The following is a 23,070-nucleotide window of genomic DNA, read 5'->3' on the forward strand; positions in this document are numbered from 1 at the left end:
AAATAGGTGCTTATTTGTTTATCGGCCATAGTGTTGGATTAATTAGCTCAGCTTTATCACATTTCAAATCATCAAACAAAGCAACGTCCAAATCTTGTAACTCAATAGCATGAGCATAGCAATTTAAAATTTGTTCAAGTTGTTTTACAGAGCAACAACCCACAACTAAGTATTGCACTTTTTTATAGTGCTTAAGTACGAAAGCCAATGCTAGAGTGAGTAAGTCACACTGAACTTCTTTTGCTAACAATTGAAATTTAACAAAAGAATCAGAGTGCTGCTTTGCAAAATTAGGTAAGCGTTCTAAAGGAGTAAGTAATAACCCTTGTAAAAAAATAGAGCGCGCATGTATCTGCCAATGGTAATTTAAGGAAGCATTTAAAAAGCGTTGATCAAAACAATTTATAGGTGCTTGTATCAAATCGAGCTGTTGAGGAGCTTCTATTGAATCGATAGTTCCAGGTTCATAAAGAGATACACCTAACTTTGTACAAACCCCCTGACGCTTTAGTTTGTCTAGCCGTCCAAGATTTAATGCCCCATGCTCACCTTGAACATCTTTTGCGTCGTGAAATGAGATAGCCTCAAGGTGGTCTACATTTAAACGCTTTAAACTGCCTTTGACCAATTCATCAATTGAGTTAGTGTTAGAGCTTAAGCTTGGCACTTTGGTTAGAATGCTAAATTTTTTGGCAAGGTTGAGCTTTCCGAGTAAGTATTCACTTTCTCCATAGGCAATTGCAGTGTCAATGTGCTTGATTCCAGCTTGTTGGGCTAAGGCGCAGATGTTTTTAATCTCTGAATGTGATACTTGGCCATTAAAGTTGGTGACACCATAATTCAAACCAAATTGAGCAGTACCAAGTATCAATTTCATAAAGTATCACTTAAAACATTTACGATATAGTCTAAATCTTGTTCTGTAAGTTGAGGGTGTAAGGGTAAAGTAACAGCTCTTTTGTAGTATTCTTCTGAACACGGGAAATCGCCAGATTTGAATCCCATTTGCTGATAGTAGGGCTGTAGGTGAATAGGAATATAATGTAAATGAGCTTGTATGCCTTTCTCCCTTAGCTTTTCTATGGTAGCCCGATGCTTTTCTTGTACTGAGGGGTCTAGCAAAATAATAAAGAGATGATATGACGAGTAGCAATCATTTTTTTGAAGTAAGTGAGTGCAAGGTAACTTTGCAATTTTTGAGCGGTAGATAGAAGCAAGTTGATTTCTTATTCGAACAAACTCCTCGAGCTTACTTAGCTGACTAAGGCCTAACGCGGCTTGAAGGTCTGTCATTCTATAGTTAAAACCAAGCATTTGCTGTTGATAGTACCAGGGGCCGTGACTTTCTTCTGTCATTTCCGTTTCAATGCTAGTGATTCCGTGGCTCCTTAACTTTATCATTTTACGAGCAAGCTCATTGCAGTTTGTAGTGGCCATACCACCTTCAGCAGAGGTAATGATCTTAACAGGGTGAAAACTAAAAACAGTAATATCTGAGTATAAGCAGTTTCCAACGGCGTTTTCTTTATATTTGGCACCAATTGCATGAGAGGCATCTTCTATAACTCTAAAGCCATATTGCTTTGAGAGAAAATTTATCTGCGCCATGTCGCAGGGTTGTCCAGCTAAGTGAACTGCTATAACAACTTTGGGCAAGGTATTGTTTTGTTTTGCAAGAGCTAATTTTTTCTCTAGCTTCTTAGAGTCAATATTACCTGTAAGAGGTGATATATCTACAAAATCTATGTTTGCTCCACAGTATAAAGCGCAGTTGCTAGACGCCACAAAGGAGACTGGTGAAGTCCATACTATATCACCATGACTAACTCCCAAAGCCAAACAAGCAATATGTAATGCTGAAGTAGCACTATTAACAGCAATAGAATGTTTCACATCACAAAGGTCAGATATCGCAGCCTCAAATTTTGGGACTTGTGGGCCTTGTGTTAACCAATCTGAACGTAAAACTTCGGTAACAGCGTCGACATCTGCATCAGTAATTTGTTGTTTACCATAGGAGATCATAGAGCCGCCTGTTTATTGAACTCTTTTATTTCCTCAATTGTAAGAAACTTCTCATTGGTAAACGAGTTATATTCAAACCCTTCTGGAACTAATTTCCCTTTCTCACTTAATGCATTGATAGTAAAGTCATTTGAGCGGCTGCTAAATTTAATTGCAGGGGCTATTACGTAATGATCATAAAATTCATAAGTGTTAAAGCTTAGATCTGTTGGACACATCACTTCATGTAATTTTTCGCCGGGACGTATTCCTATGATTTTATGTGGTAAGTTTGGGGCCATAGCCTGAGCCAAATCAGTGATCCTAATAGAGGGGATTTTTGGAATAAAAATTTCCCCTCCTAACATTCTCTCGAAGTTTTTAAGAACGAAGTCAACACCTTGCTGAAGTGTAATCCAAAAGCGAGTCATATCAGGGTGTGTGATAGGCAAAAACTGATCGTTTTGAGAGATAAGCTTTTGGAAAATAGGGACAACAGAGCCTCTTGAGCAAACAACATTACCATATCTGACTACTGAAAAAGTAGTCTCATGACCACCTGCAATATTATTGGCTGCGACAAATAGCTTGTCAGACGCGAGTTTGGTTGCACCATAAAGGTTTACAGGATTAGCTGCTTTATCTGTGGATAGTGCGATAACTTTCTTTACGTTATTATCCAGTGCAGCCTCAATAACATTTTCAGCGCCATTTATGTTGGTTTTGATACATTCCATAGGGTTATACTCAGCAGCAGGCACCTGTTTTAATGCTGCAGCATGAATGACATAATCTACACCTCTCATGGCTCTTATCAAACGTTCTTTATCTCTCACATCACCAATAAAATAGCGCATACATGGTGCATTGTATTCTTGCTGCATCTCGAATTGCTTTAATTCATCTCTGGAGAAAATGATGATCTTTTTAGGTTTATAACGTTCAAGCAAGGTCTTCACATATTTCTTGCCGAATGACCCTGTACCGCCAGTGATTAAAATGGTTGAATTATTGAACATTGATTTTTACCCATTGCACTTAGATCTTTACACTTTCAACGCTGCGAAAGCCTTTGCGCGAAGTTGATTTAGAATAACCTTACAATTAAACAATACTTTAGCTTATATGAAAACTAAATAGCATATTTAATAACAGGATTTAAGAAACTAGGCTTAATTTGATGATAGTTTGAACACCTCAACTATACTTGAATCGATTTTGTATGTTGTTTGGAGTCAATATGAAAATCAGTTCACCTAACACTATAAACGCGAATCGCCTAGAAAGTGGTTTTGAGAAACTCGCTTCTGGCAAAAAGCTCAATTCAGCAAAAGATGATGCCGCTGCAATTCAAATCCTCACAAGCGTTATTGCTGAACAAAGTGGCAGTACAGTTGCAATAAGAAATGCAAATGATGGTGTATCTTTTGCGCAGGTGGCTGGTGGGGCATTACAAAGCGTTACAGATAACTTAAACCGAGTTGAAGCCCTCGCTATTCAAGCCAATAGTGGTGCTTTATCCGCAAGTGATAGAAGTGCAATTCAATCTGAAGTTGAACAACTTCAAGCAGGTATAGCGCAAACAATAGAGTCTACCAACTTTGCAGGTAAACCAGTTTTTTCGGGGGAGTCAACCCAATTTCAAGTTTCACCAAACCAAGGAGAAACACAATCTCTCTCAGTCGATGTGTCTCAAGTGTTGGAGCAGCTATCTAACTTGGACGTGTCATCTCAACTAAAAGCGGGTCAGTCTCTTGAATTGGCGAAAGAGCTTAGAGAGGGCGTGAGTGATCAGCAAAGTGATTTGGCTAGTTTCTCAAACTCGATTTATCAATCAATTAATACAAACAGGGAAACACAGCTTGCGTCGACCGCAGGCCGAGAGCGTATTGAAAGTACAGATTATGCATTAGAATCTGCAAAAGGCGTTGCGTCTCAGCTTAAGTTAGATGTTGATATTGCATTAAGAGCGCAATCAAACGCATTACCAAATGGGATCGATAAGTTATTAAGTTAATAAATCTTTTAATAACAAAGTATTGATATACCTCATGCTCAGTGGCATTTTTTTGGCGATAGAGTCAAAAACTTGCCACTTAGGTATTGCATCCCTGACACACTCCCTTACAATCTTTTATTAAGTCACATTGATAGAAGCATTGGACTCCTTAAATGGTTTTAATCTTAGATAACAATAATAATCGCGCGAATGGCTTATCAGCCGCTCTTAACTTTGTAGGGCAACCTGCGCAAATGGTTTCTGAAAGTGATTTTCAGAAAGAGATGTCTAAGACTAAAGATGCCATAGTCGTCCTCGGTGCCCTTGCAGAGCTTGATCACGAACAAGTCATTAAAGCCTCTCCTGCGACTCCTTTTTTGTTAATAGGCGAAACACTCAAACCTCTTTTAGATCTCGCTAATGTGATAGGTTTAATCTCAGAGCCCTTTATTCATGATGTAACCATGCAATTATTGCATGATGCTCAGCAATACCTTCGAATGCTACCAAATAAAGCTGATGCCACAGCGGGCAAGAGTTTCGATGGTTTAGTGGGTGAAACTGAAGCGGTTAAGCAAGTTCGTTTTTTAATTTCACAAGTTGCGAAAACTGATGCCAATGTATTGATTTTAGGTGAATCAGGCACAGGTAAAGAAGTCGTTGCACGAAATGTTCACCTTTTATCTAAAAGAAGCTCTGGGCCATTTGTGCCGGTTAACTGTGGTGCTATTCCTGGTGACTTATTAGAGAGCGAATTATTTGGTCATGAAAAGGGAGCTTTCACTGGGGCTATATCAGCACGAAAAGGTCGTTTTGAACTCGCTCAAGGCGGAACCTTATTCCTAGACGAAATTGGTGATATGCCATTGCAAATGCAGGTGAAGCTGCTTCGAGTGTTACAAGAGCGCAGTTATGAGCGAGTGGGGGGCACAAAAGCAATACAGGCTGATGTTCGAATCATTGCGGCGACTCACAGAAATTTAGAGACCATGATAGAAGACGGTAAGTTTCGTGAAGATTTATTTTACCGGTTAAATGTTTTCCCTATCGAAAATCCTTCTTTGCATGAGCGCGCAGATGATATTCCACTACTATTAAACGAGCTTATGCGCCGCGTGCATGAGCAAAGTGGTAGCACAGCTAAGTTCACAGAGCGTGCAATTGAGAGTCTCAAAGCCCACCCTTGGCCTGGTAATATTCGAGAGTTGGCTAACCTTGTTGAGCGTATGGTGATTATGTTCCCTGAAAAGGTGGTCGACGTCACTGATTTACCGACTAAATATCGCCATATTGAAGTTGAAGCATTTGAGCCTGAGTATCCTGAAGAGCTACTTGAAAAAGATGCGTTTAATGAGCTATTTAGTAGTGGCTTTAGCGACTATGATGAAGGGGCGGTTGAATTTGACTCAGGGTTCAATGACTCTGCAAGTCAGTTTGGCCTGTTGCCAGACGAAGGCATTGAACTAAAAGAGTACTTGGCTGAATTAGAAGTGAGTTTAATTACGCAAGCTTTAGAGCGAAACGACTACGTGGTGGCACGTGCAGCTGAAATTTTAGGAGTGCGTCGTACCACGCTCGTAGAAAAAATGAAAAAGTACAATTTGAATAAAGATTAATTCAACTACCAATAGAGATTGGTAACTGAGCCAGTGAATTATAGTAAAAAGCGCGTTCAATACGCGCTTTCTTATTTTCTTAAATCTTCTGACTTTTTACATAAGTTCTTTTGCAAAGTCTTTATCGCAGTATAGATCAATGATTTCTTGCTTTCGAAAGCAGGCATTATCGTGATCGTTGACCATACCACAAGCCTGCATATGGGCATAAACGGTGGTTGGGCCTAAAAACTTAAATCCACGTTTCTTTAAATCTTTGGCAAACTTTTCACTGATCTCGCTGGTGGCAGGGTAATCATCTCTGCTATGTATTTGATTCACGATCGGTTTATTGTTAACAAACTGCCATTGGTATTTCGCGAAGCTACCAAACTCCTGCTGTATCTTTATAAATGCCTTGGCATTATTGATTGTTGCTGCAATTTTTAATTTATTGCGAACAATGCTTGGCTCAGTCATTAAACGTTCTATATCTTCATCTGTCATAGCTGCAACTTTTTTGACGTCAAAATTTTTAAAAGCAGCTCGGTAGCCATCGCGCTTTTTCAAAATAGTGTACCAACTCAGTCCTGCTTGTGCAGATTCAAGGGTGATAAATTCGAATAGCTTTTGGTCGTCAAATACTGGGATGCCCCATTCTTCATCGTGATAAGCAACGTAATCTGGTTTTGTTTCGTCTAGCCAAAGGCAGCGTGTGCACATTTTTTGTATCCCTGTTGATTGATACCAATCCTCAAAATAGATCACTTAATTAAGAGGATTGGTACAAGTATAAAAAGAGTATATATAAGGCTGTATAAAAAAACAGTGTCAAAATTGTAACACTTAATAAATTTAATCAAAAAACCTTCTTAGCTTATGAAAATAAACGATTTTTAATTTTGGCACACAATCTGCTTTATTCGGTTAGTTTAAAGTTTTGAGATTAACGTTATGGCACTAGCACAATTAGCCCAGACATCACATTTATCTCCAGTAACGCCTCTAAGTCGTCGACCTGATTTAGAGTTTAACCCATGTTTACTGCAGGAGGCCTATGTGGGGGAATTAAGCGACTTACGTCAACAAGCAAGTTGGTTAAGTCACCTAGTTGATACTATGCCTGCTGGTGTTGTGGTACTCGATGGTCAAGGCATGATTGCCAAAGCAAATCAAATTGCCATTGATATGTTGGGTGAGCCGCTAGAAGGTGAAAAGTGGTTTAATATCATTCAGCGCTCTTTTAGCCCACAACAAGACGATGGACACGAAGTGTCATTGCGAGACGGTCGTTTGATCAAGCTGGATATTACTGCACTTGCACCAGAGCCGGGTCAATTAATTTTAATGACCGACTTAACAGAAACCCGTCGTTTACAGAAACGTATGGCACACATGCAGCGTTTGAGCTCTCTAGGTAAAATGGTTGCATCGTTAGCGCACCAAGTTAGAACGCCACTTTCGGCAGCTATGCTGTATGCAGCTAATTTAGGTAGTAATAAAGTGCCTGAAGCATCTCGTTCACGCTTTCATGAAAAACTGATGTCTAGATTGAAAGATCTCGAATCGCAAGTAAACGATATGTTGTTGTTTGCAAAAAGCGGTGAGCAGCAAGTGATCGAAAAAGTGTCTATGCAGCAACTGCTTAGTGAAGTGAAAGCGGGTGCAGATGCCATGGTGGCGATGAATAGCAGTGAGCTTGAGGTAAATTTACCAGAACCAGACATTGAGATTTTAGGTAATAAAACAGCGCTCGCCAGTGCCATCCAAAACTTAATTCACAACAGTATTCAAGTGATTGGCAAAAATGCGCACATCACATTAAGCGCAGCGCGTGATGAAGAGTCAGACAGAGTCAGAATTTCAGTGTCGGATAATGGTCCCGGTGTCGATATAGCGCTGTCAGAAAAAATATTTGAACCCTTCTTTACCACAAAAAGCCAAGGCACGGGCCTAGGTTTAGCGGTTGTTAGCTCAGTAGCTAACTCACACAAAGGTAAAGTAGAAGTCACCAATAATGAGCAAGGCGGTGCGCGTTTTAGTTTATTACTGCCGATTTCATTCAGTACAGAGCAATTGGAGGTTGTATGAGTCATTCAATTTTAGTTGTTGAAGATGATGCAGGATTAAGAGAAGCATTAATCGATACACTTCAACTTTCAGGTTTTGATACGGTTGAGGCGAGCTCTGCCGAAGAAGCGGTCATGCTTTTGAAAAAACAAACCTTTTCTATTGTGGTCAGTGATGTGCAAATGGGTGCAATGAGCGGTTTGGATTTACTCAAAACCATTAAGCTTAACTACCCAGATTTGCCTGTGCTGATGATGACGGCTTATGCAACCATTGACGATGCAGTAGAGGCCATGCGTTTGGGGGCCATTGATTACATGGCAAAACCGTTCGCGCCAGAAGTACTTCTGAATATGGTTAGTCGCTATATGCCGGCAAAAGAAAAAGAAACAGAAGGCCCTGTGGTTGCTGATCCACAAAGTCTGCAATTACTTGAACTTGCCAATAAAGTCGCTAAATCTGATGCTAGCGTTATGGTGCTAGGGCCAAGTGGTTCGGGTAAAGAAGTATTGGCTCGATTCATTCACGATAAATCAGAACGCAAAGATGAAGCCTTTGTCGCCATCAATTGTGCGGCTATTCCTGAAAATATGCTCGAAGCTACTTTGTTTGGGTATGAAAAAGGTGCGTTCACAGGCGCTATTCAAGCATGTCCGGGTAAATTCGAACAAGCACAAAAAGGCACCATTTTATTGGATGAAATCACCGAAATGGATTTAGGCTTGCAAGCCAAACTTCTTCGCGTGTTGCAAGAGCGAGAAGTTGAGCGACTTGGTGGCAGAAAAACCATCGACTTAGACGTCAGAGTTTTGGCGACCAGTAACCGTGAACTTAAAGAAGCGGTGGCTGAAGGTAAGTTCAGAGAAGATTTATATTACCGCTTGAATGTTTTTCCTCTGATGTGGCTGCCACTGAATGAGCGCCCAGGTGATATTGTAGTGTTAGCTGAACATTTGTTAGCAAGACATACCAGCAAAGCAGGTAAGCCAGCAGTGCAATTAAGTGATAGTGCAAAGCAAAAGTTATTATCACATTCTTGGCCTGGTAATGTCAGAGAGCTTGATAATGTGGTTCAACGTGCTTTGATCTTGCAGCAAGGCGATACTGTACATGGTGAAGATATCTTTATTGAAAACTATCAGCCGAGTTTAGTATCTACAAGCTCAAGGAATGCAGAAGTGTCGCCACAGATCAATGTGGAGCAACAGGCGCGACAAGTTGAGCCTGTAATCAGTGACACAGAAAATTATGATGCTGCAAATTACAAAGCGACATTACAAGATAAAGAGCATCAAATTATCTTAGATACGCTTCATAAGTGTAATGGTAAGCGTAAAGACGTTGCTGAGGTACTGGGTATGAGCCCAAGAACTTTGCGTTATAAACTCGCTAAAATGCGCGATATGGGGATCCCATTACCTGCGTAATTTTTCAACTCTGAAAGAGGCCAAAATCTTGGCCTCTTTTTAATACTAATCCTTAAATAACTCACTTAATTAACTGCATTGGTATTATTGTCAAAAAGTCGACTCACATAAAACAAACCTAATACACTGAAAACAAAGAGTTAATTTGTGGCACGCTTTGTGCTTTTACAGGTTATATGTTTTTATTGGAGTGGGTGTTATGAAAATCCAACCAAACTCTCTTTATCAAGAAATGCAGTCTCTGGCAGTAGAGGCAACGAGAAATACCATTAAAACCAATGAAGTTGCAGTACAAAAAACCGCAGCGACTTCTTCAGCACAATTTGGCGATTTGCTGTCAGACGCAATCAATACGGTAAATGGTTTACAAAAAGATGCTAAGTCAAAAGTAACGGCACTAGAAATGGGTGATAGAAGTGTTTCACTTGCCGAAGTCATGATAGCATCACAAAAATCATCAGTGGCTTTCGAAGCGACGGTACAAGTTAGAAATAAACTTGTAGAATCTTATAAAGAAATCATGAATATGCCAGTTTAATCTGGGTAGTGGAGTAGCACCGTGGCAACGAATCAATCAACCGATCTGACTTTAACCGATGGCACTGCTGGCGCTGGCTCGGAAGAGCAGCAAGAGCAAAAGTCGGGATATTTAAGCGCATTAAGTGGCGTTGATATGCTTCGCCAGGTGACTATTATCATTGCTTTAGCTATTTGTTTGGCAATTGCAATTGCGATTATTATTTGGGCACGCCAACCTGATATGCGCCCACTGGGCCAGTACCCAACTGAAGAGTTAGTCCAGACCCTAGACTTTCTAGATGCTCAAAAAATTGAGTACGAGCTTGAAGGCAACACCATTATGGTTGCCGAAACTGATTACCAAACCATAAAACTACAAATGGCCCGTGATGGGTTCACACAAGCGCCGAGCTCTGGCACAGATATCTTGATGCAAGACATGGGCTTTGGTGTGAGCCAGCGCTTAGAGCGCGAGCGCCTTAAACATAGTCGTGAACAGCAACTAGCGCGTACAATCGAAGAGCTACAAGATATCAATCGTGCCAAAGTCTTACTGGCTATTCCAAAAGAGAATGTGTTTGCGCGTCGCGAGAAAAAGCCTTCAGCCACTGTGGTTATTACTTTAAAGCGTGGCAGAACGCTTGGTGGTGAAGAAGTTGATTCGATTGTCGATATAGTGGCTTCGGCAGTGCAAGGTTTAGAACCTGCACGTGTAACCGTTACAGATCAAAACGGTCGTTTGTTAAATTCAGGTTCGCAAGACTCACTGGCTGCACGCTCGCGTAAAGAGTACGAAATTGAACGTAAGCGTGAGCAAGAATATTTAGAGAAAATTGATAGTATTCTTATCCCTGTTGTGGGCTTAGGTAAATATACCGCGCAAGTAGATTTAACCATGGACTTTAGCGCGGTTGAAGAAACACAGAAACGCTATAACCCTGACTTACCTGCTGTACGCAGCGAAACGACCTTTGAAGAAAGCAACATCGGTGGTATTACCGCAGGTATTCCTGGCGCGCTATCGAACCAACCACCAGTTAATTCAAATATTCCTGAGATTGCAGGTGGCGCTAACGGTCAAGGTTCATCGCCTTCTCGTTCACAAAAAGAAGCCACTCGTAACTATGAATTAGATACAACTATTAGCCACAAGCGTCAGCAAACAGGCGTTATTCGTCGCATCAGTGTGTCTGTGGCAGTGGACTATCTGCCAAAAGCAGATGAAGAAGGCAATATGACAATGGCACCACGTAGCCAAGAGGAGTTGATGAATATTCGTCGTCTACTTCAAGGTGGTGTGGGCTTTGATATGCAACGTGGTGATGCGCTAGAAGTTGTAACTGTCCCGTTTGTTCGTGAAGACATCATTGAGCAAGCAGATCTGCCGCTTTGGGAACAAGATTGGTTTATGAAAACCGTTCGTTTAGCATTGGGTGCATTGGTTATCATCGTGCTTATTCTAGCGGTTGTTCGCCCGATGCTGAAACGCCTAATTGACCCAGATGATACACTAGAAGACTTTGATGAAGATGCGTTAACAACGGGCGTAGACTTAGGTGATAGCACGTTAGATATGCTGAATAATGAGTTTGATTCATCAGCAGTTGGCTTCTCATCAGATGGTACTTTACAATTACCAGACTTACACGGCGACGAAGACTTACTGAAAGCAGTAAGAGCGCTTGTAGCCAATGAACCAGAATTATCGTCACAAGTTGTGAAAGCGTGGTTAACGGAAGATGAGTAACGAAGAAGAACAAAAACAGCTCCCAGCAGCTTTTGATGTTGAGAAGCTCGATGGTGTTGATAAAGCCGCCATCTTATTACTGAGCTTAACTGAAGAAGATGCTGCACAAATTTTAAAGCATCTTGAGCCAAAACAAGTGCAAAAGGTCGGTATGGCTATGGCAGCCTTAGACGACCTTTCACAAGCTAAGATCAGTGCGGTTCATAACCTATTTATTGAGCAGATCCAAAGCTTCAGTACCATAGGTTTCCAATCTGAAGACTTTATTAAAAAAGCACTTACGGCTGCTCTTGGTGAAGATAAAGCGGCAAGCCTAATTGACCAAATTGTCATGGGCTCTGGAGCGAAAGGTCTAGATTCATTGAAATGGATGGACTCAAAGCAAGTTGCCAATATTATTCGTAACGAGCACCCGCAGATCCAAACCATCGTATTAAGTTATTTAGAGCCAGAACAGTCTGCCGAAATTTTGTCGCAATTCCCTGAAAAAGTCCGCCTAGATTTGACTATGCGTATTGCGAACTTAGAAGAAGTTCAGCCAGCCGCACTACAAGAGCTAAACGAGATCATGGAGAAACAATTCGCAGGTCAAGCTGGTGCGCAGGCTGCGAAAATGGGCGGCTTAAAAGCGGCTGCAGATATCATGAACTACCTAGACACCAATGTTGAAGGTCAGTTAATGGATTCAATCCGTGAGCATGACGAAGAGATGTCACAGCAAATTCAAGATCTGATGTTTGTATTTGAGAACCTGATGGATGTCGAAGATCGTGGTATTCAAGCTATTCTGCGTGAAGTACAACAAGATGTATTGATGAAAGCAATCAAAGGTACTGACGATGCACTGAAAGACAAGATCTTAGGTAATATGTCTAAACGTGCAGCTGAGATGATGGCGGATGATCTTGAAGCAATGCCACCAGTGCGTATCAGTGAAGTAGAAGCCGCACAAAAAGAAATCTTATCTACAGCTCGTCGTCTTGCAGATTCAGGTGAGATTATGTTGGGTGGTGGCGGCGGTGAAGAGTTCTTATAATCAATGAGTGATAAAAAGTTTTATAAAGGCAGGCCGGTTGAAGGCGAAGCCATTGATGAATTGTTAAAAAGCTGGCCTATTCCGGATGTCAGCGAAGATCCGACCAAGTTCTCAGGCCGTTCTACGGCATTTGGGCAACCACTTGAGCAAGTTTATCAAAAACAGCAGCATGCGCATGATGATGAACCAGAAACGCAAGAGCCAGAAGAATTCCCTACACTGACACTTGAAGAGCTTGAGCAGATCCGTCAAGACGCTTATGAAGAAGGCATCAAGCAAGGTCATGAACAAGGTTATATAGAAGGGTTCGATAAAGGTGTTACAGAAGGAAAAGAAGCTGGTTATAAAGAAGGCTTAGAAATAGGCAAAGAGCAAGGCTTGAACGATGCCAAGCCTTTAGTCGAAGAGAAGTTGCAGTACTTAGGTCAACTAATTGAAGGTATGGCAGCGCCTCTAAATAAAATAGATGAAACGGTAGAAAAGCAACTTGTTCACCTTGCCAAATTATTGGCGGAGCAAGTGGTGTTTAAAGAACTGCAAACTCACCCAGAGCTTATTTTAGTTGCGCTGAAAAAAGCCATTGATGTTTTACCTATGGGAGAGCAAGCGGTCAAAATTCATTTGAACCCAGAAGACCTAAGTTTAGTAGAAGAGGCGTATGGTGCAGAGCATCTGCAGCAACAGCACTGGCAGCTGGTGGCTGAACCAACACTAGACAGAGGCGGTTGTGAAGTAAAAACAGCCCAGTCTTCGATAGATATGACACTTAAAACGCGATTAACCGAAATTATGGAGAAGTTTTTGCATGATAGTGGTATCTAATACCAGAAATTATCATGCATGAGTGTCGAGAGTCCTTTAGCTGAGCGTTTAACACGCTATAAAAAACACATTAAGCCATTTGCTACGCCTGTTGCTGGCAGCTTGACTCGCGTGGTGGGGTTGACCCTCGAAGCGCGAGGTTTGAGTGCACCCGTTGGCAGTCAATGTAAAATCGAAACCATTCGCGGCTTTGTTGATGCCGAAGTGATTGGCTTCAACGGCGATACACTTTATCTCATGCCAAACGATCACATTTCTGGTGTATTACCAGGTGCCCGAGTGATCCCTCAATTAAACGAAACCGGTTTACCAGTTGGCATGTGCCTATTAGGTCGAGTTGTTGATGGCCTTGGAAGACCATTAGATGGTTTAGGTGCCATTGAAGCAGAGCACTATCTTAAATTTGCACAAGATCCAATCAACCCACTGGCGAGACGCCCAATCAGCCAACCTATGGATGTGGGTGTACGCGCAATAAACTCGATCATTACCGTTGGGCAAGGCCAGCGTATGGGGTTATTTGCGGGCAGTGGTGTGGGTAAATCAGTTTTACTTGGCATGATGACCCGTGGTAGTGAGGCAGATGTCATTGTTGTTGGCTTGGTGGGGGAGCGTGGTCGGGAAGTAAAAGAGTTTATTGATGAAATCTTAGGCCCAGAAGGTCGACGCCGCTCGGTTGTGGTCGCAGCTCCAGCTGATGCTTCTCCTTTGATGCGTTTAAAAGGTTGTGAAAGCGCAGTCACGATAGCAGAGTACTTTCGCGATCAAGGCTTAAATGTCTTATTACTTTTAGATTCAGTGACACGCTATGCTATGGCGCAGCGTGAAATAGCACTGGCAGTCGGTGAGCCGCCAGCCACAAAAGGCTACCCGCCTTCGGTATTTGCAAAACTCCCTGCGCTGGTGGAGCGAGCCGGTAATGGAGGTGAAGGGCAAGGATCTATCACGGCATTTTTCACTGTTTTAAGTGAAGGTGATGACATGCAAGATCCCATCGCCGACTCAGCGCGTGCCATTCTAGATGGACACATTGTTTTATCCCGTGAACTAGCTGACAGCGGCCATTACCCAGCGATCGACATCGAAAAGTCTATTAGTAGAGTTATGCCACAAGTGGTTTCTGAGCCGCATATGCAGCAGGCTCGTGTACTTAAACAAGTTTACTCAATGTACCAGCAGAACAAAGACATGATCACATTAGGTGCTTATCAACAGGGGAGCGACCCTATGCTAGATCAAGCCATACAAATGATGCCGCAAGTGAATGGTTTCTTGCAGCAAGGTATGAAAGATGTATTGCGTTATGACGAGTGCTTACAAGGCCTCGCACAGTTACTAGGGCAAGGCTAATGGCGAAAAATAAATTAGATTTATTACTCAAACTTGAGACCGATAAAGAAGAAAATTTACGCGTTAATTATGTTCAAGCGCAACAAAACTTTATCAGTAACCAACAAAAGCTCCAGGGCCTAAACGACTTTCGATTGGAGTATAGCCAGCAGCTTCACAACAAAGCCAAACAAGGTATGAGCTGTGAAAGCATTAAACAGTACAATTCATTCATAAATAAAATTGAAGAAGCGATAAATCAGCAAGCAACAACGGTGAGAACGGCGAAACAAGTTGAAGAGCAGCGTCGAAAACTTTGGCTAGCTCAACAAGCGAAAACTAAGGCGATTGCAAAGTTAATTGAAAAGAAAGTTATTGAAAAGCAAGCAAAAGAAAATAAAGCAGAGCAAAAAATATTAGACGAGTTCGCCACGAATATATTTATGAGACGTGTTGCAAGCTAGCTTGGCTTAAATATTGCTTTATTTTTACAGAATATAGAATTTAATACTAATGCGGCTTATGTTTGCCGCTCTGAAAAGGTGTAGATATGCTTAATTTAAAATTAGAAGTGGATCTAAAATTGAGCCAAGCTGAAAAAGCGCGATTTGCCAGCGAAAAAGAGCAAGCAGACAAAAGCGCCTTTTATTCAGAGTTAGAGCGAGCTGAAAAGGCATCAACGAATGTTGATACACCGAAAGTCACTACCAAAAATAGTGCTAATGAACAACATACTGATGAAATAACTCAAAAGCCAGCCAGTGATCATAATGAGAAAGTCAGCGATATAGACAAACCCATGATGGCTGAGTCTAAAAAATCTGAAGCTTTATCTAACAGTCACTCAGAGCAGATAGAATCGAGAGAAGTGCCTTTAGAAGAAAGCACTAGTGAAGCGAGTGAACAAGCTGTTGATGATAAGAAAAAAAACTTAGAACAGATAGCTACGACAAAAGACACTGAGCAAAAAGCAAATAGTATTTTTTTCCATGGACAACAAAATCATGCTCAGGTGAGTGCAGAAGGTCAACAAACCACTAAGCCAGTTGCTGATAATAATACTTTCAACGCTGGGCAAGTCGAACAACCTGAAGTTGACAAGCCAAATAAACAAAATATTAATACATCTAGTCACACTGGCACGCTTACAAATGCTCAAATTGAGCCTACAACCTCTGATAAGCTACTTGCGCAGATCCAAGCTTCGACTTCTCAAACGACCGATGTAAAACAGCATCTTGCGCCAGTGCCAAAAGCATTGAAAGACGTGCTTACACAGTTTGATAGTAGTAAAGACGCTCTGCCTGTAAACACTGAGAAAAAAGCGGATAAAATTTCACCGCCAGATTTAGGGCGAGGTGAAAATGAAGCGGTAAGAGTAATGTCTGCTAAATCTGAACTAGTTTCATTACTTGGTGGGCAAATGCAAGTGGATAAGAAGTCAGCTAGTGACACTGGTGAAGTCAACGCTGCATCGTTATTAGCAAGTAAAGCAAGTAAAGCAACTCAAGAACCTCAGGGTCTATCTAAAAACGGCAAACCACAAATTTTAAATGAACAAATACAATCTCAGCCTGTTGCTCAGTCAGGTAAGGTGAATGAGGAGCTTACGGAGTCGGTTAACAATCAGGCTAGTAAAAGTGAAAAGCTAATTAGCAATGTAGCGGCACAGCAAACTTCACCTAAATCAAGCGAAAAGCCATCACTTATGGTAACGAATGAGATGAAACCAGATGCTGAGGTTAACAAAGTGTCAGATTTAAATGCGATTAAGAAATCTGATATTAATATTACTCAGAAATCAAATGAACAGAACAATAAATCATCTCAAATACCCGCTGATAAAAGGGTCGATACAATAACATCTGACTTTAAGCAATCTGTAAAAGAGCCCACAGCAGATACTGTTTCTATTTCTAATGAAGCAAAAGTAGTGACACATCTAGATAAAGTAACTGAACGCCAAGAAGGCAGTAACCGAGTTACAGATAAAGTGGTAAATTTGGCAGATAAAACCCCTGTCAACCCAGGTGCTTTAGAGCAGCAAATAAAGTCGCTGCCAAACCAAGAGAAACTTGCCCTACATCACTCATTACAACAGGCCGTTGATAGTGGAAAGTTAGATGACGTGCAATTGGAACGTGCTGAACAGACACTATCAATACTTAAATCAAGTAATGATATGCAGAGTCAAGATAGTAAAAAAACAGACCAGAAAGTTGTCAATGTTATGGGGGGCACTGCAACTCAGACTAAAGGCAGTGCAGATTTAGCAAATTACAACAGCACAAAAGTAACGACTCAAAGTTTATCTGAGACAGCTCAAGCATCTGTAGAACAAACAAAGAATGAGCGAGTTTCAATGGCTGATTTATCAGATGTAATGCAGGCCAACAATGAGCAGTTTGCAAAGCAAGGCCGCAAAGCTGAGATGAGCCCGCAAACAGAGAACATTTTTAAGTCAATAATACAGCAGACACCATTAGCGAATGTGCAATCAACACACGACTTAGATATTTCTCAATCAGTTCAGCAATTTGATAATGTATTGCAAAATGCGCAAACGCAGCAAAGTGCATCAGTCACTCAAAAAGCAAGCACTGACCCAAATACTGCTCAAACTTTTAACTTGCAGAAAAATGATGCGGTAAAAGCATTACATGACAAAGTAAATGCAATGCTGAATATTAATAATAAAGAAGCGGAAATTCGACTCGATCCGCCAGAGCTAGGCAGTATGCAAATTCGCATTCGTAGCGAAGCGGAGCAAGCACAGGTGAACTTTGTTGTACAAAATCAGCAAGCAAAAGAGGCATTAGAGCAATCTATGCCTAAACTTAAAGAAATGCTCGCTGAACAAGGTATACAACTAGGAGAGAGTAATATTCAACAGGATTCCGGTTCAAGTTCTGAGCAAGGTACTGATGAAGCTCAAGAACTTGGCAATTCAAAGCTTGCTAATCAGGAATCACAAGCGCAAAATAGCCAACAAACTAGAACAAATTCATCAAGCAGTGAGTCTGGCATAGATTACTACGCTTAACAGCTGCTAATATTGATTAGATTAGAATAAAATTTGAAGGCTAGGCATGGCAGAAGAAACTGATTTAGAAATTGAAGAGTCGGGTGGCGGCAAGAAAAAGCTCATTATTATCATTGCTGCGGCTGTAGTTTTAATTGCAGGTGCTGTTGGGGCTTTTTTATTTTTATCAGGTGATGAAGAGCCTACAGAGACTTTAGCCGAAGAAACGGTTGCGACAGAGGCAGCTTCTGAATCTTCAGGTGCAGAACTTGGCAGTGCATTATACGTGGCGATGCCAAGACCGTTCGTATTCAATGTGCCTGGCGCAAGCCGAGATCGAATTGTACAAATTAAAGTGCAACTTCTTGTTCGTGGTGACGTCAACGAAGAAGTTGCTAAGAAACATATTCCACTTATTGAAAGTACATTATTAGGTGTGCTTTCAACTACAACTGCTGACGAGTTAAGTACGTCTGCGGGTAAAGAAACTATCCGTCTAACCGCGTTAGATAAAGTGCAGGCCGCGATGGAAGCCGTTGAAGGCAGTAAAGTGATCGAACGCGTGTTATTCACCGGCTTTGTTATGCAGTAGCGAGGGTTAAGTGAGCGATTTATTATCCCAAGACGAAATTGATGCGCTCTTACACGGTGTTGATGAAGTCGAAGAAGACGAGATAGTCGAAGAGGGCGGTGAGTCCTCTGCTGGTGCGCTGCAGTATGACTTTTCTTCTCAAGATCGTATTGTTCGTGGTCGTATGCCGACCCTTGAAATCGTTAACGAACGATTTGCAAGGCATATGCGGATCAGCCTATTTAATATGATGCGCCGTACCGCTGAAGTCTCTATAAACGGCGTACAAATGCTCAAGTTTGGTGAGTACATACATACCTTGTTTGTTCCAACCAGCCTCAATATGGTGAGGTTTAGACCTTTAAAAGGTACTGGGTTAATCACCATGGAAGCGCGCCTGGTATTTATCTTAGTAGATAATTTCTTTGGTGGTGATGGCCGTTACCATGCAAAAATCGAAGGCCGAGAATTCACACCAACCGAACGTCGTATCGTGCAGATGCTTCTTAAAATCATCTTCGAAGATTATAAAGAAGCATGGGCCCCGGTAATGGATGTGTCTTTTGAGTACTTAGACTCAGAAGTAAACCCAGCGATGGCGAATATTGTGAGCCCAACCGAAGTGGTTGTTATTAGCTCATTTCATATTGAGCTTGATGGCGGCGGTGGTGATTTTCATATCTCACTACCTTACTCGATGCTTGAGCCTATTCGAGAGCTTTTAGATGCCGGTGTGCAATCTGATACAGAAGATACTGACTTGCGCTGGAGTAAAGCATTACGTGACGAAATCATGGATGTCGAGGTCGAGCTATCTACGCAACTATTAGAAATAGATTTATCATTAGAACAGGTTATGGGGCTTAAAGCTGGGGACGTTATTCCAGTTGAAATGCCAGAGCATATTACTGTTTTTGTTGAAGATTTACCAACATTTAGAGCGAAAATGGGCCGTTCTAGGGATAATGTTGCACTACAAATTAGTGAAAAAATTAAACGCCCTGAATCTGTTAAGTCTGAGCTTCATGTTTTCACAAAAGGCGGGAAAAAGCTCGATTCTGACGCTGAGCTAGCAGAGCTAGAGGAAGATCTTCACCTATCAGAGGGTGTGGATTTAGATTGGTAAGGTTAACTATTAGGTTTTAAGTTATGAGCGATGATCAAGATACTATGGATGAATGGGCGGCGGCCTTAGCTGAAGCGGAAGGTGCCGATGATGGCGGCGATGTTTCGGTTGCCGAGCTCGATGAGTTACAAGATTCGTCTCAAAGTTTATCGGCAGAAGAAAAGCGTAAGCTTGATACTATTTTAGATATCCCGGTCACCATTTCGATGGAAGTTGGTCGTTCTAAGATTAATATTCGTAATTTACTTCAGCTTAACCAAGGCTCAGTTGTTGAGCTTGATAGAGTTGCGGGTGAGCCGTTGGATGTGCTTGTTAATGGTACCCTCATCGCCCACGGAGAAGTAGTTGTTGTGAATGACAAGTTTGGTATTCGTCTTACTGACGTTATCAGTCAAGTTGAGCGAATTAAGAAGCTACGATGAACAAGGGGTTACTTGGGGTTTCAGGGTTCTCCGCTCCGGCACTTGCTGGGTCAAGCAATATTGGCCTGAGTAGCGATTTAGTATCAATGAGCCTATCACTTTTTTTGGTGTTAGGCTTAATTGTTGGTATGGCTGTACTTTTAAAAAGGCTTAATCCTAGTCTAGGTAATAGCCCCGACTTTAAAGTTGTTAGAAGCTTTCCTTTGGGTAACAGAGAACGTTTGATGGTGATTGAGCTTGATGGTAAGCATCACCTTCTGGGGGTCACTTCTCAAAACATTAATTATTTGTATCAGCTCGAAACGCCACTGAGTGACCAAAATACCCCCGCTTTTGCAAAAGAGTTAAGCCGCTTTATGATGCCGGCGAATAAGAAGAACAAAACAGATGATTAAGTTAAGTGTAGGCATATTACTATTGTTGCTAGCACCTTTTGCTGGTGCAGAAGGCATAGAAGCGCTGAGTGTTACGACGAACCCAGATGGGTCCCAAGAGTATTCTGTAACACTACAAGTTTTGGCTTTAATGACAGCCCTAAGCTTTATACCTGCGGCAGTTATTATGATGACCTCATTTACACGTATTATTGTTGTGTTAGCCATACTTCGACAAGCAATCGGTTTACAGCAATCTCCTTCAAATCAGATTTTGCTCGGTATGTCGCTGTTTTTGACCTTCTTCATTATGGCGCCTATTTTTTCTCAAATTAATGACAGGGCGGTTCAGCCATATCTCAATGAAGAACTCACTTCGATTCAAGCACTTGAACAAGCGAAAGAACCGATAAAAGCATTTATGTTATCGCAGACAAGAATAAAAGACCTTGAAACCTTTGCGAAAATTGCAGGCTATGACCAGCTTGATAGCCCGGAAGACACGCCTTTTGTAGTGATTATTCCGGCATTCGTGACGAGTGAATTACAAACCGCATTTATTATTGGTTTTATGTTTTTTATCCCATTTTTGATTGTTGATCTCGTCGTTGCCAGTGTTTTGATGGCCATGGGTATGATGATGCTATCGCCAATGATTGTTGCCTTGCCATTTAAGATCATGTTGTTTGTTCTTGTTGATGGCTGGGGGTTAGTTATGGGGACGCTTGCTCGAAGTTTTGGCTTAGGAGTCTGATATGGAACCGGAAGTTTTTGTCGACATATTAAGTGATGCATTATTTGTGGTTATAAAGCTTGTCTCAGCGATTGTTGTACCAGGTTTATTAATCGGTCTTGTAGTGGCTGTCTTCCAGGCTGCGACATCAATTAACGAACAAACACTTAGCTTTTTACCTCGTCTTATCATTACAATCCTTGCTTTGATCATTGGTGGTCATTGGATCACGCAAATACTAATGGATTACTTCCAAGGGTTGATTATGCAAATCCCTGAAATAGCAGGCTAATAATGGAGTTTCCTTTTGCTGTTGTTATCCAATGGCTAAGTGACTTTATCCTGCCGCTCGTTCGAGTCACCAGCATGATGATGATAATGGCTGGTTTGGGCGCAAAAAGTGTACCTTCACGCATTAAGTTAGCACTGTGTGTCGTAATCACCTTTGCCGCAATGCCGATGTTGCCTAAATCTCAATTTACTGATCTTTTTTCTTTTGCCATGGTGTTAGTCGTAATTGAAGAGATGATCATAGGCTTTGCAATTGGTTTTGCTTCGATATTACTCTTGAATACGTTCATCGTGGCAGGTCAAATTCTCGCAATGCAAACAGGCCTCGGTTTTGCATCAGTTGTTGACCCTGCCAACGGATTAAGTGTGCCAGCAGTAGGTCAGTTTTATCTGATCCTCTCCACATTACTGTTTTTTGTCTTTAATGGTCACTTGATGATGATCCAAATGGTGCTTTATAGTTTTGAAAGTATTCCTATTGGACAATTTACATGGTCAGTAGATAACTATTGGCAAATTGTAAATTGGGGGGGCTGGATGTTTGCGACAGCACTGGCGCTTTCTTTAGCCCCTTTGACCGCCATGCTGGTAATTAATTTATCATTTGGGATCATGACGAGAGCTGCGCCTCAGATGAATATTTTTTCAGTGGGTTTTGCATTTACTTTGGTTGCTGGATTAGTGATTATATGGGCTACTCTAGGTAACTTCATTGTGCAATATGAATATCAGTGGCTTAAAATGACAGAGCTACTATGTAATTTAATTGGGTGCACGGTGTAAAATATGGCTGAAGATTCAGGTCAAGAAAGGACCGAAGAACCCACCGACAAAAAAATAGATGAATCCCGTAAAAAAGGGCAAGTTGCCCGTTCAAAAGAATTAGGCACTACCTTTGTACTGATATTCTCAGCGGTTGCATTACTAATGTATGGACCCGCTATCGCGAAAGGCTTATATAACATAATGGGCCGAGGTCTCTCGTTAAATCGCAATGAAACATACGATACAACAAAAATGTTCTCGGTCTGGGGAGAGATGCTTTCTGAATTATTCTTTCCAATGGCGATGTTTGTTTTTATCATTGCCATCGCGGGTATTGTTGGCAATACCATATTAGGTGGGTTTAATTTCAGTTGGCAGGCTGCAGCACCTAAGGCAAGTAAAATGTCGCCTATGAAAGGTGTTAAACGTATGTTTGGACCTCAAGCCGCCGTCGAATTGGTGAAGTCTGTATTGAAGTTTGTTTTAGTTGCTGGCTTTGCAATCCTGCTCATTCAAATATTCTTCTACGAAATACTTCATTTAAGTATTGAGCAGGTCCCGAGTTCTATCATCCATGCGCTAGAGATATTGGCCTGGATGTTTTTAGCATTGAGCTGCACGATGATCATCATTTCAGCCATTGATGCACCATATCAAAGTTACAATCATCACAAGCAATTGAAAATGACTTTGCAAGAAGTGAAAGATGAATATAAAAACTCTGAAGGTGATCCCCAAATAAAGGCACGTATTAGAAGAACACAACGAGAAATGTCACAAAGGCGTATGATGCAGGACGTGCCAGATGCTGATGTTATTGTAACTAACCCAACCCATTATTCAGTTGCACTTAAATACGATACTGAAAAAGCGGGTGCACCGATTGTGCTTGCTAAAGGTATTGATGAGTTAGCGATGCAGATAAGGAAAATTGCGAAAGGTAATGAAGTCCCTATCGTTGAATCGCCAATCTTAACGCGCTCACTTTATCACACAACAGAAGTGGGTGATCAAATCCCTGACCAGTTATTTACAGCTGTTGCGCAAGTATTAGCCTATGTATTTCAGCTAAAACGTTATCAAAAAGGTCGAGGTAGAAGGCCGACTAGTTTAAGTAAGAATTTACCTATTCCAGAAGATATGAGGCACTAGCAAGTACATACATCTTGGCTTACAAATTGCTTTATTAGACCAGTGTCAATATTTTGTAGTTGTTAA

23 protein-coding genes are annotated in these 23,070 nt (G+C 41.4%); 19 read left to right on the forward strand and 4 right to left on the reverse strand.

The window, feature by feature from the left end; genetic code table 11:
• Window positions 1–10: 10 nt before the first annotated feature.
• From AAEU28_RS16155 to pseB, 3 genes are read right to left on the reverse strand one after another with little or no spacing between them, the layout of a single operon-like run.
• Complete coding sequence (locus AAEU28_RS16155) at window positions 11–877, reverse strand: aldo/keto reductase (RefSeq protein WP_421965055.1); 867 nt, start codon at window positions 875–877, stop codon at window positions 11–13.
• Window positions 874–2,025: a UDP-4-amino-4,6-dideoxy-N-acetyl-beta-L-altrosamine transaminase gene (pseC, locus tag AAEU28_RS16160; protein ID WP_421965056.1), complete on the reverse strand. Its 1,152-nt coding sequence runs from the start codon at window positions 2,023–2,025 to the stop codon at window positions 874–876. Before pseC ends, AAEU28_RS16155 begins: the two co-directional genes overlap by 4 nt.
• Entirely contained in the window at window positions 2,022–3,023 is a 1,002-nt protein-coding gene (gene pseB, locus AAEU28_RS16165) for a UDP-N-acetylglucosamine 4,6-dehydratase (inverting) (protein ID WP_421965057.1), read from the reverse strand. Before pseB ends, pseC begins: the two co-directional genes overlap by 4 nt.
• Window positions 3,024–3,244: 221 nt before the next feature.
• On the opposite strand from pseB, the gene AAEU28_RS16170 reads away from it, so the two are divergent.
• Together AAEU28_RS16170 and AAEU28_RS16175 are read left to right on the forward strand one after the other, a co-directional pair.
• On the forward strand, window positions 3,245–4,021 hold the full coding sequence (locus AAEU28_RS16170; RefSeq protein WP_421965058.1) for a hypothetical protein: 777 nt from the start codon (window positions 3,245–3,247) through the stop codon (window positions 4,019–4,021).
• 155 nt (window positions 4,022–4,176) lie between these two features.
• Window positions 4,177–5,619, forward strand: coding sequence for a sigma-54 dependent transcriptional regulator (locus AAEU28_RS16175; RefSeq protein ID WP_421965059.1), 1,443 nt, complete (start codon window positions 4,177–4,179; stop codon window positions 5,617–5,619).
• A gap of 96 nt (window positions 5,620–5,715) precedes the next feature.
• On the opposite strand, the gene AAEU28_RS16180 is transcribed toward AAEU28_RS16175, so the two are convergent.
• Window positions 5,716–6,321 carry a DNA-3-methyladenine glycosylase I gene (locus AAEU28_RS16180; RefSeq protein ID WP_421965060.1) on the reverse strand — a complete coding sequence of 202 codons (606 nt, stop codon included), beginning with the start codon at window positions 6,319–6,321 and terminating at the stop codon, window positions 5,716–5,718.
• 231 nt (window positions 6,322–6,552) lie between these two features.
• Between AAEU28_RS16180 and AAEU28_RS16185 the strand changes: the two genes are divergently transcribed.
• From AAEU28_RS16185 to flhB, 17 genes are all read left to right on the forward strand, one after another.
• Window positions 6,553–7,689, forward strand: a complete 1,137-nt coding sequence (locus tag AAEU28_RS16185; protein ID WP_421965061.1) for a sensor histidine kinase — start codon at window positions 6,553–6,555, stop codon at window positions 7,687–7,689.
• Window positions 7,686–9,095: a sigma-54-dependent transcriptional regulator gene (locus AAEU28_RS16190; protein ID WP_421965062.1), complete on the forward strand. Its 1,410-nt coding sequence runs from the start codon at window positions 7,686–7,688 to the stop codon at window positions 9,093–9,095. The genes AAEU28_RS16185 and AAEU28_RS16190 overlap by 4 nt, the downstream gene beginning before the upstream one ends.
• A gap of 199 nt (window positions 9,096–9,294) precedes the next feature.
• Window positions 9,295–9,633, forward strand: a complete 339-nt coding sequence (gene fliE / locus AAEU28_RS16195) for a flagellar hook-basal body complex protein FliE (protein WP_058029194.1) — start codon at window positions 9,295–9,297, stop codon at window positions 9,631–9,633.
• Window positions 9,634–9,654: 21 nt separating this feature from the next.
• Entirely contained in the window at window positions 9,655–11,361 is a 1,707-nt protein-coding gene (gene fliF, locus AAEU28_RS16200; RefSeq protein WP_421965063.1) for a flagellar basal-body MS-ring/collar protein FliF, read from the forward strand.
• The gene (gene fliG, locus AAEU28_RS16205) at window positions 11,354–12,397 is read left to right on the forward strand and encodes a flagellar motor switch protein FliG (protein WP_130256114.1); all 1,044 of its coding nucleotides are present in this window, start codon (window positions 11,354–11,356) and stop codon (window positions 12,395–12,397) included. Before fliF ends, fliG begins: the two co-directional genes overlap by 8 nt.
• Window positions 12,398–12,400: 3 nt before the next feature.
• A complete protein-coding gene (gene fliH, locus AAEU28_RS16210) occupies window positions 12,401–13,219 on the forward strand; it encodes a flagellar assembly protein FliH (RefSeq protein ID WP_421965064.1) in 819 nt (272 codons plus the stop codon).
• 18 nt (window positions 13,220–13,237) lie between these two features.
• Window positions 13,238–14,569, forward strand: coding sequence for a flagellar protein export ATPase FliI (gene fliI / locus AAEU28_RS16215; protein ID WP_421965065.1), 1,332 nt, complete (start codon window positions 13,238–13,240; stop codon window positions 14,567–14,569).
• Window positions 14,569–15,012, forward strand: coding sequence for a flagellar export protein FliJ (gene fliJ / locus AAEU28_RS16220; RefSeq protein ID WP_421965066.1), 444 nt, complete (start codon window positions 14,569–14,571; stop codon window positions 15,010–15,012). Before fliI ends, fliJ begins: the two co-directional genes overlap by 1 nt.
• An 86-nt stretch (window positions 15,013–15,098) precedes the next feature.
• Window positions 15,099–17,591, forward strand: coding sequence for a flagellar hook-length control protein FliK (locus AAEU28_RS16225; protein ID WP_421965067.1), 2,493 nt, complete (start codon window positions 15,099–15,101; stop codon window positions 17,589–17,591).
• A 46-nt stretch (window positions 17,592–17,637) separates the two neighbouring features.
• The gene (gene fliL, locus AAEU28_RS16230; RefSeq protein WP_421965068.1) at window positions 17,638–18,162 is read left to right on the forward strand and encodes a flagellar basal body-associated protein FliL; all 525 of its coding nucleotides are present in this window, start codon (window positions 17,638–17,640) and stop codon (window positions 18,160–18,162) included.
• Between the two features lie 10 nt (window positions 18,163–18,172).
• Window positions 18,173–19,267, forward strand: coding sequence for a flagellar motor switch protein FliM (gene fliM / locus AAEU28_RS16235; RefSeq protein ID WP_349287165.1), 1,095 nt, complete (start codon window positions 18,173–18,175; stop codon window positions 19,265–19,267).
• Between the two features lie 23 nt (window positions 19,268–19,290).
• Window positions 19,291–19,689, forward strand: a complete 399-nt coding sequence (gene fliN, locus AAEU28_RS16240; protein WP_138483366.1) for a flagellar motor switch protein FliN — start codon at window positions 19,291–19,293, stop codon at window positions 19,687–19,689.
• Window positions 19,686–20,084 carry a flagellar biosynthetic protein FliO gene (fliO, locus tag AAEU28_RS16245; protein ID WP_421965069.1) on the forward strand — a complete coding sequence of 133 codons (399 nt, stop codon included), beginning with the start codon at window positions 19,686–19,688 and terminating at the stop codon, window positions 20,082–20,084. The genes fliN and fliO overlap by 4 nt, the downstream gene beginning before the upstream one ends.
• Window positions 20,077–20,817, forward strand: coding sequence for a flagellar type III secretion system pore protein FliP (gene fliP / locus AAEU28_RS16250; protein WP_421965070.1), 741 nt, complete (start codon window positions 20,077–20,079; stop codon window positions 20,815–20,817). The genes fliO and fliP overlap by 8 nt, the downstream gene beginning before the upstream one ends.
• Before the next feature lies 1 nt (window position 20,818).
• On the forward strand, window positions 20,819–21,088 hold the full coding sequence (gene fliQ / locus AAEU28_RS16255) for a flagellar biosynthesis protein FliQ (protein ID WP_138483360.1): 270 nt from the start codon (window positions 20,819–20,821) through the stop codon (window positions 21,086–21,088).
• A 2-nt stretch (window positions 21,089–21,090) separates the two neighbouring features.
• Window positions 21,091–21,870, forward strand: a complete 780-nt coding sequence (gene fliR / locus AAEU28_RS16260) for a flagellar biosynthetic protein FliR (protein ID WP_138483359.1) — start codon at window positions 21,091–21,093, stop codon at window positions 21,868–21,870.
• A 3-nt stretch (window positions 21,871–21,873) separates the two neighbouring features.
• A complete protein-coding gene (flhB, locus tag AAEU28_RS16265) occupies window positions 21,874–23,004 on the forward strand; it encodes a flagellar biosynthesis protein FlhB (protein ID WP_421965071.1) in 1,131 nt (376 codons plus the stop codon).
• Window positions 23,005–23,070: the final 66 nt, after the last annotated feature.

This window comes from Pseudoalteromonas sp. SS15 (assembly GCF_049257195.1).
Classification (GTDB): Bacteria; Pseudomonadota; Gammaproteobacteria; order Enterobacterales; family Alteromonadaceae; genus Pseudoalteromonas.